Genomic DNA, 14,429 nt, shown 5'->3' with positions numbered 1-14,429 from the left:
CGACAGGTGTATGCTCCGCGGACGAAGCTGCCATTTGAAATTCCGGTGGCTTCGCAATCTACTGATATCCGTCTGGGTCGTTTGGGGTGTGTAATAATGTGCCTTCAAAGGCGTCGAGATCATCAGCCATTTGAAGCCAAGGCAACTTGCTTTGCTTGTTAACATGAAAAGTCGGCTCGAAATATTCCGGGTTTTCGAGTGACGCGGCGTAGAGGTGCATACCACCCGGATAGTGATCGGCTTCGAACCCAATTGGTGACCCGCAAGTTCCACAGAAGTGCCTACAAACGCCTTTAGAGCTTTCATAAGTGCGTGGTTTATCACCTGTCCATTCAAAGTTTTCTATCGGCACACCGAACCAAGCAACCACCGGCGCGGCGCAATTCCGACGGCAGTCGTCGCAGTGGCAATAGCATGCCCATGTTTGTTCACCCTGATAGGCCCAGCTAGTTTTCTTACACAGACAGTACCCGCGCGTCACCATTCGTTTTTCTCCTAACCTCCCGAAGCATAAAAATCTGGTGTTCTTTTGGTGGATACTTTTGGACGTTTCGTAAGCAGAAAACGTCGTAGTTCATGGTCAATTCGGGCTCGAAAAAGACGTCCGACAGCGATGGTTGGATAGCTGGCGCTAAGTTAACCGGGAACCCCTCAAGCGGTGTCTGAAACCTCGCGAGGCCGAGTTGGGGAAAGTCTAGCGCACGCGAGGCCCCACTTAGACAGCGTTTAAAGCCGTACAGACGAAACTGGTTCAACGTCACTCACTACCGACGAACCAGCAACGTGGGCACCTTACTCTTGGACCGCAAGTGACCGTAAAGTTAAAATGTTAGATTACAAAGGCAGTCTGCTTTTTTTGCAAGGGTAACCAGCGAATTAGAATGCAAATTAAGAGCGTCAATACTGTTCTTCCGGCCGTACGTTGCCTCTACATCTCTGAATTTAACTTGTGGCCAGTGTCAGAGATACTTTGCAAAACGGCACAACGACATCGGATGTGTGCTCTCTATAGGCTCGAAGCTGTTTTTCTCCAAATTGCATGCTAGTGACTGACCCAAGCCCAATTTTGACTTCCAGTTTTCTTAGTTCAAGTGGTCGAAAACATCTTGTGGATACCAAATAGAGTGCCAACTCAAGAATAAACCCGTTGGCCATCTGCTGCCTCCAATAGCGCCGCAGTAACTGCGTCGATCATTTTAGTGTGAGGCGATGCGGTCATACTTGCCAAACCAACAATGCGCTTAGGTCCGTTCTGTTCAAGGGGGATCCTTTTAAGACGCAAGTGGTCATATGCAGCTAAGCGGCTGTCAGGGATGATTGATACTCCAAGTTCAGCTGCCACCATACTTGAGATTGCTTCAAGGCTCTCTAGTTCCATGGCGTCTTTGACTTCAATGCCCTTTCTTTGCAGCCAAGTCTCGATTTGCCTTCCTACAACCGCATCACGCGTAAAACGAATAAACGGTGACTCACCAAGCAGTTCTTTCGGAGGTAAATCTGGGGTGTTTTCCGAGACTAGCAGCACCAATTCTTCGGATACAATTTCAGAGAATTCCAACGTGTTTGGCAGAACATCTGGTCGGGAAATGATCGCAGCTTGAACCTGCCCGCGGTCTAACTGTAGCAAAAGCTGATTGGTCAAGCCTGGAACAATCCGTACATGGATATCCGGATGCACGAACTTTAGCCTCGCTAGCGCAATCGGCACTAGTCCAGTCAGGGTTGTTGGAACGGCGCCCAATGTTATTTCACCAAAGAGTTCGTTGTTCGACTTCACCCTTTCCGCCAAACCGTCATATGCGGCTACCACCGCAGCAGCCTCTCGGACGAACGTTAGCCCGGTATGAGTAAGTTTGGGCGATTTGGCTGATCGGTCAAACAATTGGAGCCCCAACGCGACCTCCAGGTTCCGCATCTGGTGACTGACCGCAGACGGGGTTAGATGCTCCGCCTCTGACGCGGCACGGAAGCTACCATGTCGATGAACTGCTATTAGAGTTCGCAGTGACCGAATGCTCATTCCGGTAACCTCGCTACCGCCTAATCCGTGATCGATATGTGAAAGTTTTTCACCAATTAGTCAAAGAAATTTCGTTTTTGTTCATTTTTGTTGGAGTGTAACTTGCGCATAGCATGCCCAAAGAAATCAAACCCAGAGGTGCTTATGGTTGCTCCCAAATCCAACGCCTATGCTTCCATCGTTGCCAAACCCTTCGCTCCAAACCTTGGCGCCGAGATCTACGGAGTCGATTTGAGCCAGCCTGTGCCTGACGATCAGTTTGCTGAGATCTGCGACGCCTTTCACACCTACCAGGTGCTGTTCTTCAAAGAGCAGAAGGAAATACCGCCTACGCAGCACATCGAATTTGGGAAACGTTTTGGACCGCTTCATGCGCACCCTGCGGCCCCGACAATGGAAGGATATCCAGAGATATTCGAAATCCATGCAACGAAGAATTCCAAGGTAGCCAACGGTGAGTTCTGGCACTCTGACGTCTCTTGCGACGAGACGCCGCCCCTTGGAACTATGCTACAAATCCATATCGCCCCTCCCTGCGGCGGGGACACCATGTTCAGTGATATGTATGCGGCCTACGACGATCTTTCTGAGCCGATAAAAAATATGATCAACGGATTATCTGCGCTTCATAGTTCAGAGCATATCTACAAAGGCCGCTACAGCGACCGGGGACAAAAAGACAGCGAAATTGATTGCCCCGAAGCAGTGCACCCGATCGTTAGGACTCATCCGGAAACGGGCCGGAAATCGCTGTTTGTGAACCGGACATTTACAACAAAGATTTTGGGCATGTCGGATAAGGAAAGCGATGCAATCCTCAACATGCTTTTCGAGCATGCAGAGCAAATCAACTATCAAATCCGGTTCAGGTGGACGCTCAACGACATGGCCTTTTGGGACAACCGGTGCTGTATGCATCGTGCTATCTGGGACTATTGGCCCGCAGAGCGAAAAGGGCGACGTGTGACCGTGAAAGGCGATAGACCTGTTTAGCGTCGACCAAGGTGCTGTCAGACAAACTCGAACCAGTCTCAGTTTGCCGCGGAAACCGCGAACCTATCCGGAACAAAGTTGACGCCACTCGCTAAGAGCGGTGGCGCGGGTCAGCTTGAAGGTGTCTCGATTGGCTAGCGATCTTTCCTGGTTGAAATGGTTGTAGACGAAGGAATGGACGGCGGCGCACTTCTGCAAACTTCGCATGCGCCTGAAACGCTGCATCGCGCGTTGGCGCCGCCGTAACGGGAGGAGCGAGTTCTCGACGCGGTCGTTCAGCCACCCTCACGTCTGTTGTTTTTCAGCGGCTCCTAGCTCTCTGAGCGCGGCTCGATACGATGCGAAGCGGTATGTGACGATGGTTTCCGCTCAACCGTGTCGCTCTATCAATTTCTTGACGAATTTCAGTGCTGCAGCTTTGTTTGGGCGTTTGATAACAACTGTTTCCAGCACCTAGCCTTCGTGAACAACGGCCCGCCAAAGATAGTGCCGCTTGCCATTTACCTTCACGAAAACCTCGTCCACGTGCCACTTCCATTTGAAAAATGCGCGCAGCTGCTGAACACGCTTCCGTCTGATCTCAGCAGCAAACTTCGGGCCAATCCTGTTCCACCAATATCGGACAGTTTCGTGACTCACATCGATGCCTCGCTTATGAAGCAGATCTTAGACATTCCGAAGCGAGAGCGTGAAACCTGATGTAAAGCATCACAGCAAGGCGGATGATTTCGGGACTGGTTTTGAAGTACTTGAATGGCGATTGTTAAATCATGCGCGAAGGCTACGAGAGCAGCCTGCCCGCCTCAAACCAAGTTCTTCTGACAGGACCAGTTTGCTGATCAGACAAAAATGTGCCCGCTTGGATCCAAACGGGCACATTTTCAGTTCGTTTGGGCCCTTATGCGATTGTGTCGTACGCGCTTGGGGCGAAAATGAAGTCGGTTTCATCCAGATCCAGGTTGAAGGCCTGCACGTAGATGCTCTGTTCTTCTCCAAGGTGAATTGTAGCACCGAACAGGGATGTTTCAATCATATTGGATAGCTCATCGAAGCCCGAGATCCCGGCACCGGACAGATCAATTGTGTCCTGTCCTTGCTGGAACCTTAGAATTTTGTCATGCCCATCGCCCAAGTTGAAGATGAACGTATCTGCTCCAAGACCGCCAGCCAACAGGTCATTGTCGGCCCCGCCGGTGATCATGTCATCGCCCCTGCCGCCGCTTAGGTAGTCGGCCCCATCGTCGCCGTAGAGGCTGTCATTGCCGCGCCCTCCAAATACCTTGTCTTTCCCAAGACCCCCAAAACCGACATCGTCACCACGGCCCAGAAGGATCTTGTCATTTCCGCCATTTCCGTCGACGAAATCATTGTCACGCCCGGTCCGGACATAGTCTGACTGATCGTCTTTGATCAGGAAATCGACGTCATTTGAACCGTCGGATTGCAGCAAATCTGCCGGTAGAAGAACGCCGTCCAGCACATGCGCAACGCCATTGCTGGCCGGCACGTCCGTTGCGATCAGATTAGGATCCGCGATGTCGGGATCCGAATCCACCAGCGTCGTGCCATCGACGCCAAGCGTGGCGCCATCCAGCAAGGTCTGGATCGAGGTTGCGTTCAGCACCTCGTCTGAGCCCAATTCGCCGGGGGCTACGTGGAATTGCAGAACACTCTGCAAGAGTCCGATTGGATCGCCTCCGTTCAGAAGTGCAAGTGCTTCTACCAAATAGTCGAATGCGCCTGCTTCATCCCCGCCCTCAAAGCCCAACGCCTGACTTAGCGCGACGAAGGCGGCATCGTTCGGAGCGAAAACGGTGAGGCTGGCATCAGGATCGTCAAGGGCTTCGACCAGGCCTGCAGCCTGAACCGCATTGAACAGGATGTCGAAATCTGTTGCATCGTCGTCGAAGACACCGCCACTTGCCGCAACGATTCCCGCAAGGGTCGGATCGGCTGGCTCGACAGGCTCATTGCCCGGGATGTCGATGGGCAGCAGGACGCGGTCGATGACCTGAATCGTGCCGTTGGAGGCCGCGATGTCCGGTCCAACGATGTTGGGGTTGTCGATATCGGGTTCATTATCGACCAGCTCAGTGCCCTCCGAGCCGAAAGTCGCACCGTCCAGCAGGGTCGTGACCTGATCCGCCGCATCGACCTCGGCCGCCGTTTTAGCACCGGGAGAGACGTGGTAGGACAGGATGTTCTGCAACAGCGGGATCGGGTCTCCGTCCGGGGCAAGATCGGTCAGCGCGCCGGCGATGAAGCCGAAGACAGCGCCTTCGTCGGTCGTGTCTCCCTCAAAACCCAGATCGACCGCCAGCTGCGTGAAGGCCGCATCGGTCGGAGCAAAGACAGTGATGTCGTCGGCGTCCCGCACGAGGCCGTCCAGACCGGCCGTCTGCAGCGCCATCACCAGGATGTTGAAGTCATCCGACCCGGCCGCGATGTCAACGATGTTGGGTCCATTGCCGGGGATGTCGATGGGCAACAGGACGCGGTCGATGACCTGAATGGTGCCGTTGGAGGCCGCGATGTCCGGTGCAACGATGTTGGGGTTGTCGATATCGGGTTCATTGTCGACCAGCTCAGTGCCCTCCGAACCGAAAGTCGCACCGTCCAGCAGGGTCGTGACCTGATCCGCAGCATCGACCTCGGCCGCCGTTTTAGCACCGGGAGAGACGTGGTAGGACAGGATGTTCTGCAACAGCGGGATCGGGTCTCCGTCCGGGGCAAGATCGGTCAGCGCGCCGGCGATGAAGCCGAAGACAGCGCCTTCGTCGGTCGTGTCTCCCTCAAAACCCAGATCGACCGCCAGCTGCGTGAAGGCCGCATCGGTCGGAGCAAAGACGGTTATATCGTCGGCGTCCCGCACGAGACCGTCCAGACCGGCCGTCTGCAGCGCCATCACCAGGATGTTGAAGTCATCCGACCCGGCCGCAATGTCCACGATGTTGGGGGGAATATCGCCTGCACCAAGATCCTCATACGCCAAACCGACCCCTTTGACATTCGACGCGCTGACAACTGTCAAAGACGTGCCTGCAGGAGGAACGTTGCCAAGAAAGGTGAAGTTGTCAGGCAAAAACCCAGGTTGTTCGACTTCCACCAGCTTGTAGATCTGACCATCGTCGCCGGAAAGCTCCCACACGTTCTCAGCGTAGATCCGGCCGTTGTAGCCGACGGTCTCTTCGCTGTCGGCCCTGGTCAGCGTTGCGGTTTGCCCGGACAAGTCATCCCCGAATTCATTGAACCTCGCATCGCCTGAAAGGTTCTCGTCATTGTCCGTGACCGAGACTTCCACCGTCGGGCTAAGTGGCAACGTGAATTCCGCGTTCATTTCTATGCGTCCTGACCCAAAAAGGTCTGCATTCTCAAAAGCGGTAAATTTGTAAGTCGCCATCACGTGTTCCTCCGGGTGTGCCCAAATTGCGTGTGTAATTTTCACACAATTAACGGACGAAATGTCGCGATGCTGAAAAATGACAAGGGGAGGCGTGGAATTTTTTCACACGAAGCCATAGTGTTTCATCATGAGCGGCAAGCATTCTCTTACCAAGTCAGTTCTGTTCGAACATGCGATCAAGGCGCTATTGCGCCCTTTGACGCGTGCGCTGATTGCGCAGGGGATGACCGCGCCACAGCTCTATCGCTTTGTAAAACAAAGCTATGTGGACACTGCATTAGAAGAGCTGGGCCTCGAGGCAACGGACAGTCGGGTCAGCGTCATAACAGGTGTTCATCGTCGCGACGTCAAGGCGATGCGGGCCCATGTTACGTCCGACATCAAACCGGTTCAGCGGCGCGTTTCTACACTCGCGACTGTTGTTGGACGCTGGATGACCGATCCGAAACTCACGGATGAATCGGGCCTTCCAAGGCCGATGACGCGGGCAGAGTTTGATCAGTTGGCGGCCCAAACCAACCGCGACATTCGCCCCAGAACTATTCTAGACGAACTTCAGCGTCAGGGTCTTGTAACCGTTGACGACGCTTTCCTTGCGCTTAATCCCAAGGCCGTTTTCGGCCCCGAAGATCTGGATCAGAAGCTCGATTTTTTTGCCCGCAACCTTGGCGACCATATGGAGGCCGCGGTCGACAACCTTTTGGCTGAGACCCCGCCTCATTTCGAAAGGGCCGCATTCTTCAACTGCCTTGCAGAAACATCATTGGACGCGCTTGAGGCTGAGGCCCGCAAGACCGGTGCAGAGGCGCTGCGCAAAGTGGCGCAAGAGGCCGCCTCATATCAACAGGTCGACCACGAAAAAAGGTCGGCCACACACCGTTTTCGATTTGGTATCTATTTTTATCGAGAAGACGAAGAAGAGTGAGTTTACTACGATGACCAGTTGTCGCCCCAATCGCAGAACATTCATGTCTTCCGGGTTGTGTGCAACTTTGTTGCCGGGCGCGGGGTGGGCGCAGTCGACAAAACGCGATGTCGAAGGTGGTCTTGGGGGCACTGGGATTGTTGGTGTTCTGGTAGATTTTGGCAGTTTGATCCTAGCCGGTCAGACCGTTCAAACAGACGAACAGACCCGCGTCGAGACGCGATTTGGACCTTTGCCCGTTGATCAGTTGCGTGCGGGGGACAGCCTGACAGTCGAGGCCGAGCGTTTCGCCTCGGGCAAGGTGATCGCGCGGCGAGTCGAGCTGACTTACCCGCTTGTCGGGGTGGTGACCGCGCTTGACTCCAGCGAGGGCACGCTAACGGTCAACGGTGTCGCTGTTTTCGTAGAAACGCGGATCACGGGGTTTAGCATTGGAGACCGAGTGGCTGTTTCTGGTTTGTGGCGCGGGGATACTGTTGTTGCCAGTCGCATTTCTAAGGCTCCGGGCCCTTTGGATTTGGTGGCGGGAACGGTAGGTCGTGGCTATGTCTCGGGTGTGCAGCTTTCCAGCGGGGCAACCACACTGGGGCAAAGTGGGCGGTTTGCGACGGTTCTTGGACGCTTTGATACGACGAAGGGCGCGATGGACGTGCAGAAAATTGAATTTGACCGCTTTACCGGCGCTGCGGGGCCGCTCAAATCACTGTCCGTCGAAGGCTGGCTGGAACCAACCAGTGCGGCTCCCGGTTTTCGGATCGCCGGATTGGGGCACAGTTTTGCAAGAAACCTGAACCTTGCGCCGTTTCAAGACCAGCGGGTTTTGTTCAGTGGTCCCTATACGGGCCGTTTCGCAGCAAATTCGGCGTTGGTTCTTCCCGATAACCCCGGCGCGCGGTGGCGGCTGCTTTTGGAAACAAGCCTGTGAAGGTACTGTCAGACGAATTCGAACCAGTCTCAGTTTGCTGCGGAAACCGCGAACCCATCCGGAGCAAAGTTGACGCTATTCGCTAAGAGCGAGGGCGCGGGTCATCTTGAAGGTCTCTAGGCGGGCTAGCGATCTTTTCTAGTTGAAGTGGTTGAGTAAGGAGGAATAGCCGGAAGCGAATTTCTGCAAACTTCGCATGCGCCTTAAACGCTGCATGGCGCGTTAGCGTCGGCGAAACCACAATTGCGAATTCTCAACGCGGTTATTGAGCCACCTGCCCGTCCTTTGTTTTTCGATAGCCCCCAAATCTCTTAGCGTCGCCTTGTCGGAAGCGAAGCGGTCTGTGATTGTTTCCTCTGCAAAACCGTTGCGCTTCATCAATTTCTTGAGGATTTCAACGCGTTCTGCTTGTTTCGGCGTTTGGTGACAACGGCTTTCAGCACCTCGCCTTCGTAGTCCACAGCTTGCCAAAGAGAACGCCGCCTTGCATTGATCTTCACAAACACCTCATCCAAATGCCACTTCCATTTCGATTATGCTCGCAATTGCTGAACACACTTTCTTCGGATCTCTGACGCAAATATTGGACCAAAAACGGTTCGACCAATATCGGACAGTCTCGTGGCTCAGGCCAATCCTACGTTCGTGCAGAAGGTCTTCAACAATCCGAAGCGAGAGCGGAAAACGGACGTACAGCATCACCGCAAGACGGATGATCTCGGGACTGGTCTTAAAGTATTTGAAAGAGGCAGGTCTGGTCATGGGCAAAAGCTATGCAACCGTCCTGCGCGCCACAAGTCGAGTTCTCCTGACAAGACTATTGCTGAATCTTGCATTGATGCCGGAAGTGCGGACAAAGCGTCCGTATAGCCAAGACTGCTTTGCTGGTATTTTTCACACTTTCGGCAGGTATTGATCAAGCACAGCGTCCACCAGACCTTCTTGCAACCGGTACCCTTTCTGCTGGTCTACTCGCAGTATGTCTTCCAATACTACAAACTGTTCCATGCCTGTTGTCATGGCCAAACGAAAAGTCAGGTCATCGTAATCGCTCTGTTTCATAGAGCCACGAACGGGTGAAAGGGCCTCGCCAAATGCTGTCACCCTTCTGGCACCGCGCATTTTGACAGTACTGTCCTGAAGTGATGCCCTTAGAGACTCAGCCAAAAACTGACGGAAGTACGCCTCATGTTCGCGCGAGAAATCCAGATAGTAGCGCGCCACCGCGTGCACACGGCTTCGTACATCGTCAAGTCCTTCCAGCAGTCTAGCAGTTGGAGTCACCTCTAAGTCAAGGGTCGCATCCAGGGCCAAAACGCCGGGGTCGGAGAAGTACCGATATACCGTCGCGCGGCCAATTCTCGCGCGCTCTGCGACTCTAGCAAGGGTCACGTTTTCTCCTTCGGACATGAGCTCACGTGCCGCCGTCAGCAATGCCTCTCTTGTTCTGTTCTTTTGATTGGTTCGAGGAGCCAAATCGCGCGTCCTTAATGATACACTTGTCTCATGACGAGATTTATGTATCATATAGCTACATTCATCGAAGTAAAGGGAGCCGTTGAAATGACAGAGTCTCGCCCACGCAAATATCACCTTCTCGGTAATCTTCTGACATTCCACGCGTTTCCTGCTGAAACCGGAAATCGCTGCACCATCGTCGAGATCAAGACCGCCCCAGGTGCAGGCGCGCCACCCAACCATCATGCCGGTGAAGATGAAAGCTTCTATGTGTTAGAAGGTGAGTTTGAATTTTTCCTGAACGGCGAAACAAAAATTGTAAGCATCGGTGATTTCGTGAAAGTCCCGGACGGCGCCGTGCATGCGTTTACCTGTGTTGGGCAAAGCCCAGGTCGCCTATTGTGCATCAACGCCCCAGGAGAAATGCACGATACATTCTTCACCGAAGCGGGTGAAGTAATGCCTGACGGCACCACAGACATTCCTGCTCCCGATGGGCCACCCGACATTCCGGCCATCATGGCGGTAGCCGAAAAGGCTGGTATGACAATTTTGGCGCCACAAAGTGAGCCTGTCTGAACTTCATCGTCGAAATGGGAGCCCGCGAATTAACGTTTCGGTAACGAGTTAGAAAAATGTGCCAAGCTGAAAACACGGGACCACACTTGAAACGACTTTAGTGGGCTGGAACCGGTCTTCCGAAGTTTTATGCGGGGCTTGCTAACTTGACCAATGGCGGCTCCGCGTACCGAACGGGTTTTCCCTCAAAACAAGAGCTGATGGATCGTTTGAGCAGCTATTCTATCCAAGTTCAGTACACCTTAGCTGATGCTAACTCTGAATGATATGCTCTTTCTGCACTGCGTAGAACGCGGATCATATTGATTCAGATCAATGCTATAACTCTAATTCATATCAGAATGCTGGAATGCAAGTTCAAGCCTTCGCTGTCGAATGTTCTTGCAGTCGGTGTTTGTTTGGAGGGTATAATGAAACGGCTTCCCACATGGAGAACCGCGTTCTTAAGCTTAGCGTTTTTGGCGGCACCTATGGCAGCTCATTCCAGCGACTGGAATTTCGAAGCCACTATTTACCTGTTCATGCCAGAGACCGAAACGTCGCTGGACACTCCACGAGGCAACATCGATGCCACGCTCAGTTTTTCGGACGCGCTAAGCAATTTGGACCTTGCGTTTATGGGTACAATTGCTGCCAGCAATGGACGGTGGAGCTTGCTAGCTGACTACAACTACACCGACCTTTCTTTCGGAGATGACACACCTGGCACCGCATTTTCCGGGCTGGACACGTCGCTCAAGACGCAGTTTCTGAGCGGCTATGTTGGTTACCGGGTCTATGAAGATTCAACTGTTCAGGTAGACGTTGCAGGAGGTTTCAGGTGGTTTAGTACAGAAACCCAGTTCACGCTGTCACCTGGAGCGTTGCCAGGGCGGACAACCACTGTGGACGCAGACTGGACTGACCCCGTTATCGGAGCCCGTGCTCGGTTTAAGTTCTCAGACAGGTGGACCGGCACGGCGTTTTTAGATTATGGCGGATTCAGCAGCGACAGCGAGACCTGGCAAGTGTTGTTGACCGCGGATTACTCAATAAACGAAAGATGGATGATTAGAGGCGGATATCGCTACATCTCGTTCGATCACGAGATCAACGGCAACGACTTTACTTTCAGTCAGTCGGGGCCGGTTATCGGTGCGACATACCGCTTTTGATTAGCACCCGAAAAACTGTGTGCATTTATGCGTGCGTAACACGGATTCGATAGCGCTGTACGAAGCAACGGATTTGCAAAGATTGCTGTTTCCGTGAAAGCTTGAGACAGACAACTCCTGTTTGGGCGAGAAGCAGCTATTCGCTCGACTACACTGGATGTCTAATTTGTAGACGATACTGACATTAGTGTGGCAGAGGCCATGGTTTTACTATGCAATCCTAAACTCGAGCTCTTCTCACGAGTGCCATTCAAACAAATGATGGCCTCTTGGCGACGCCACTCACTCCACGTCACCAAGAGGCGAACCAGACATATCTGGCGAATGCGTGAGCAACAGAGGTAATACAGATTTGCCACGCATTCGAATACTTGAATCCAAGATGCAACAATTCAAGTATTTTTACGCGCGGGAAGAATATTTTTATCGCGCGGACTATGCTTGCGTGAGTATTAGATCTTGCAGTCCTGCTTTTGAAGGTAGGGGCGAACTATGCAGGTAGTTGGTTAACAATTGGGACAACACTGTCGTGAAGCAGTGGCCACACCAATCTGGTTAACTTCGCTTGCCCAAATACGCGTTCCAGATAGTCTGGGCAGTCCCATGACCAGACTATAGCCCGCGCTGTCTGTCATCCCAGATCATGACGGCGCGGGTATTTAGATCACCACCACATTTTGCCCTGCCTTTAGCGCGCGAACATTTGGACACCAAGTGGCTGTAAAGCAGAATTCAGTGTTTTCTAAGTCGCGCACAGCAGCAACCTAGAAACCAGCTTAAATGCCCTCTTAATCAGACGGCTCGATTGCAGGAAAGGACCAATTTCCGTTCAAGATCTCTTCACGAGGTTCATATAGCCGAACAGTGTAGTTCCAGCCTGGCGTGATCGGTATGCAATTCGCGCGCCCATCTTCGCAGGCGCCAAAATTGATGGTGATGCTACCGTCGGCATTGGCTTCTGCTGAAACGTTGTTGAGACTGTTTCGACCGAGATCGTTTGCTTCCAGATATCCGTCGGCGTTGTAGACCGTAATCGACCAGAACGCGTCAACCGGGACTTCATTCACCGTCACCGAATGTGGTGTTTCGCCATCATTTGCATCGACGCTGTCGATTTCATAGAGCGCAGCCGTTCGCGGCAGTCCGCCCCAGCCGGCAGCGGTTCCAACCAAATGATCGATGGGCCTGGTCTCTTCCTCAGTGCCAAACGAGTAGAAGCTGCTGAATCCCAGCTCGGCAAGGTTGCTTAATGCAATGCGTGCCTGTGCGAGATCATCCAGATCCCAATCCGGCGCTTCGAACGGACCTGCCCCACCTCCAGTCACGATAAGACTGTCCTGAGCGGCATGTGCCGCTATCACATCGTCAGGATCGTTGGCGTCCATGAAGATCCGTACAGTCACATAGGCAAAACGAGAACCAACGTTTTCCTCGGTCAGGTTGTAGGTCCCAGGCGCGGTTTCGACGAACATGTAGTGATCCTGATTGATCACATGCATCGAGATGTATCGCTCGCCCAGATCAGGCAGAGTGAAGTCAACCGGATCGGACAGGTCCAAGACGATCCCTGAGTAGAGTGTGTCCTGGTTCATCCGGATAACCGGTTGACTGCCAGGGGTTGTCGGTTTGCGAACGTGGATCAATTCCCCAACACCCGCGTCAAAAGCGGCCATGTTGGCACGGAACATATGATCCGTCTCCGCCCGGACAAAGGTGCCCAGCGTCACTGGTTCGGCAACAGCCAGAGATGGGGCCAGCAGTGCAATCGGAACCAATTTCTTCAACATCATTGACCTCCTTCTCAATTCACATGTTGCGCGCCGGGAAAGGTCCAGCTTCCATCTAGGACCTCCTGACGGGGGCGATACAGGCGCACCACGTAGTTCCAGCCTTCGGTGATGGGCAAGCAATTCACCCGCCCGTCGTCGCAGGCTCCAATATAGATAGTCATGCTTCCGTCAGCATTCTGCGCGCCGGTGACAGAGTTGATGCTGTAGGCGTTCAGAGTGTTCGGTTCATAGAAGCCTTCGGCATTATACATGCTCACCGACCAGAAAGCGTCCACCGGTACGTTCTGCGGCACCTCTATCTTGTACGCGCCAACTGGCAGACCTGGGAAAAACGCAGGATAGAATGCTTCCCCTTCTGGCAGCCCGCCCCAACCGGCAATCGTGCCGAGCATGTGACGTATGGGATGGACGTCTTCTCGTCTACCGAACATGCGGGAGCTGTCTGGCACGAACCCGAGGGCACCGAGCGGCAGCAGCTGTTCCACTACCGCCTCAAAAGCTTCGTCATCGTAGTTCGGGGTCACGAATGGGTCCGATGCATTGGCCTCGATTGTCATTGCGTCCTGGATCACATTGACGGCCGCCACGTCTTCTGGATCTGCGGCATCGACCAGCACGCGGAGATACACAATCACGTACGGGGTGTCGAACGTTTCCATGTCGAGGGTATAGGTGCCGCCACCGAAGAACACCTCGTTTATGAAGTGGTCCTGATTGACGACCATTGCCGTCATGTACCGATCCGCGACTTCGGGAAGGATCAGCGTCGCACCCTCACTAATGTCAACAACTGCTGTGCTATAAAGTGTGTCGCGGTTCATCCGGATCGTCGGTTGATTTTCGACGGGGGTCGGTTCCCGGAAATGGTAGAACCGATTGATGCCACCCGCGAGCGAGACATATTTTTGAAACTCAAGGTCTGTGGCCGCCCGGATGAAATTGTCCGCGGTGATCGACACTTCCGCGCTCTCGATCAGACCCTCAAGGGTATTGGTCGTCGTTTGCGCTTGCCCGTTTGTTCCGACAATTGTTGCCAAAGCCAAGGCAATTTGACTTACTCGCATCGCGATTTTCCCCCACATCCCAATAACAAGCCAATATGCGCGTTTGACCTCAGAATTCTTTGACCTGCGTCAAGCTTTACGCCCCAAGAACACGCCGTTGGATTCGATATGCAAATTC

At 53.3% G+C, this 14,429-nt stretch carries 11 protein-coding genes and 3 pseudogenes; 5 read left to right on the top strand and 9 right to left on the bottom strand.

All coding sequences use genetic code 11. From position 1 onward, the window contains the following. Positions 1-58 precede the first annotated feature (58 nt). The 3 genes and pseudogenes from ACR0C3_RS09195 to ACR0C3_RS09185 form a co-directional block, all read right to left on the bottom strand. Positions 59-484 (bottom strand): GFA family protein, encoded by a 426-nt coding sequence (locus tag ACR0C3_RS09195; RefSeq protein ID WP_480758143.1) that lies wholly within the window; start codon positions 482-484, stop codon positions 59-61. 648 nt (positions 485-1,132) lie between these two features. After that, the gene (locus tag ACR0C3_RS09190) at positions 1,133-1,810 is read right to left on the bottom strand and encodes a LysR substrate-binding domain-containing protein (RefSeq protein WP_480758179.1); all 678 of its coding nucleotides are present in this window, start codon (positions 1,808-1,810) and stop codon (positions 1,133-1,135) included. A 39-nt stretch (positions 1,811-1,849) separates the two neighbouring features. Then, a pseudogene (locus ACR0C3_RS09185) lies at positions 1,850-2,020 on the bottom strand (LysR family transcriptional regulator); the annotation flags it as partial. 144 nt (positions 2,021-2,164) lie between these two features. On the opposite strand from ACR0C3_RS09185, the gene ACR0C3_RS09180 reads away from it, so the two are divergent. Further along, positions 2,165-3,013: a TauD/TfdA dioxygenase family protein gene (locus tag ACR0C3_RS09180; protein ID WP_480758142.1), complete on the top strand. Its 849-nt coding sequence runs from the start codon at positions 2,165-2,167 to the stop codon at positions 3,011-3,013. 63 nt (positions 3,014-3,076) lie between these two features. Here ACR0C3_RS09180 and ACR0C3_RS09175 read toward each other — a convergent pair. Both ACR0C3_RS09175 and ACR0C3_RS09170 read right to left on the bottom strand, forming a co-directional pair. Next, positions 3,077-3,740: pseudogene (locus tag ACR0C3_RS09175) on the bottom strand (IS6 family transposase). Between the two features lie 171 nt (positions 3,741-3,911). Next, a complete protein-coding gene (locus ACR0C3_RS09170) occupies positions 3,912-6,350 on the bottom strand; it encodes a fasciclin domain-containing protein (protein WP_480758141.1) in 2,439 nt (812 codons plus the stop codon). Positions 6,351-6,543: 193 nt separating this feature from the next. Here ACR0C3_RS09170 and ACR0C3_RS09165 point away from each other — a divergent pair, with 193 nt between their 5' ends. Then, positions 6,544-7,341: a DUF6502 family protein gene (locus ACR0C3_RS09165; protein ID WP_480758140.1), complete on the top strand. Its 798-nt coding sequence runs from the start codon at positions 6,544-6,546 to the stop codon at positions 7,339-7,341. 43 nt (positions 7,342-7,384) lie between these two features. Beyond that, positions 7,385-8,266 (top strand): DUF5666 domain-containing protein, encoded by an 882-nt coding sequence (locus tag ACR0C3_RS09160; protein ID WP_480758139.1) that lies wholly within the window; start codon positions 7,385-7,387, stop codon positions 8,264-8,266. Positions 8,267-8,341: 75 nt separating this feature from the next. Here ACR0C3_RS09160 and ACR0C3_RS09155 read toward each other — a convergent pair. Beyond that, positions 8,342-9,028 (bottom strand): annotated as a pseudogene (locus ACR0C3_RS09155) (IS6 family transposase). A 132-nt stretch (positions 9,029-9,160) separates the two neighbouring features. Beyond that, on the bottom strand, positions 9,161-9,700 hold the full coding sequence (locus tag ACR0C3_RS09150) for a TetR/AcrR family transcriptional regulator (protein WP_480758138.1): 540 nt from the start codon (positions 9,698-9,700) through the stop codon (positions 9,161-9,163). Positions 9,701-9,829: 129 nt separating this feature from the next. On the opposite strand from ACR0C3_RS09150, the gene ACR0C3_RS09145 reads away from it, so the two are divergent. Continuing rightward, entirely contained in the window at positions 9,830-10,303 is a 474-nt protein-coding gene (locus tag ACR0C3_RS09145; RefSeq protein WP_480758137.1) for a cupin domain-containing protein, read from the top strand. Positions 10,304-10,713: 410 nt separating this feature from the next. Then, complete coding sequence (locus ACR0C3_RS09140; protein WP_480758136.1) at positions 10,714-11,457, top strand: porin family protein; 744 nt, start codon at positions 10,714-10,716, stop codon at positions 11,455-11,457. Between the two features lie 788 nt (positions 11,458-12,245). Here ACR0C3_RS09140 and ACR0C3_RS09135 read toward each other — a convergent pair. Together ACR0C3_RS09135 and ACR0C3_RS09130 are read right to left on the bottom strand one after the other, a co-directional pair. Next, positions 12,246-13,244 (bottom strand): DUF1214 domain-containing protein, encoded by a 999-nt coding sequence (locus ACR0C3_RS09135; RefSeq protein ID WP_480758135.1) that lies wholly within the window; start codon positions 13,242-13,244, stop codon positions 12,246-12,248. A gap of 14 nt (positions 13,245-13,258) precedes the next feature. Next, positions 13,259-14,329: a DUF1214 domain-containing protein gene (locus ACR0C3_RS09130; RefSeq protein WP_480758134.1), complete on the bottom strand. Its 1,071-nt coding sequence runs from the start codon at positions 14,327-14,329 to the stop codon at positions 13,259-13,261. Between the last annotated feature and the right edge of the window lie 100 nt (positions 14,330-14,429).

This window comes from Ruegeria sp. CK3 (genome assembly GCF_056536565.1).
The sequence above is the reverse complement of the archived record's forward strand: the minus strand, read 5'-3'. Positions and strand labels throughout refer to the sequence as shown.

Bases quoted from the DNA above. Each gene is read 5' to 3' on its own strand.
- ACR0C3_RS09195 (WP_480758143.1), bottom strand. From the start codon at position 484: ATGGTGACGCGCGGGTACTGTCTGTGTAAGAAAACTAGCTGGGCCTAT.
- ACR0C3_RS09180 (WP_480758142.1), top strand. From the start codon at position 2,165: ATGGTTGCTCCCAAATCCAACGCCTATGCTTCCATCGTTGCCAAACCC.
- ACR0C3_RS09170 (WP_480758141.1), bottom strand. From the start codon at position 6,350: ATGAACGCGGAATTCACGTTGCCACTTAGCCCGACGGTGGAAGTCTCG.
- ACR0C3_RS09165 (WP_480758140.1), top strand. From the start codon at position 6,544: ATGAGCGGCAAGCATTCTCTTACCAAGTCAGTTCTGTTCGAACATGCG.
- ACR0C3_RS09160 (WP_480758139.1), top strand. From the start codon at position 7,385: ATGTCTTCCGGGTTGTGTGCAACTTTGTTGCCGGGCGCGGGGTGGGCG.
- ACR0C3_RS09145 (WP_480758137.1), top strand. From the start codon at position 9,830: ATGACAGAGTCTCGCCCACGCAAATATCACCTTCTCGGTAATCTTCTG.
- ACR0C3_RS09140 (WP_480758136.1), top strand. From the start codon at position 10,714: ATGAAACGGCTTCCCACATGGAGAACCGCGTTCTTAAGCTTAGCGTTT.
- ACR0C3_RS09135 (WP_480758135.1), bottom strand. From the start codon at position 13,244: ATGTTGAAGAAATTGGTTCCGATTGCACTGCTGGCCCCATCTCTGGCT.
- ACR0C3_RS09130 (WP_480758134.1), bottom strand. From the start codon at position 14,329: ATGTGGGGGAAAATCGCGATGCGAGTAAGTCAAATTGCCTTGGCTTTG.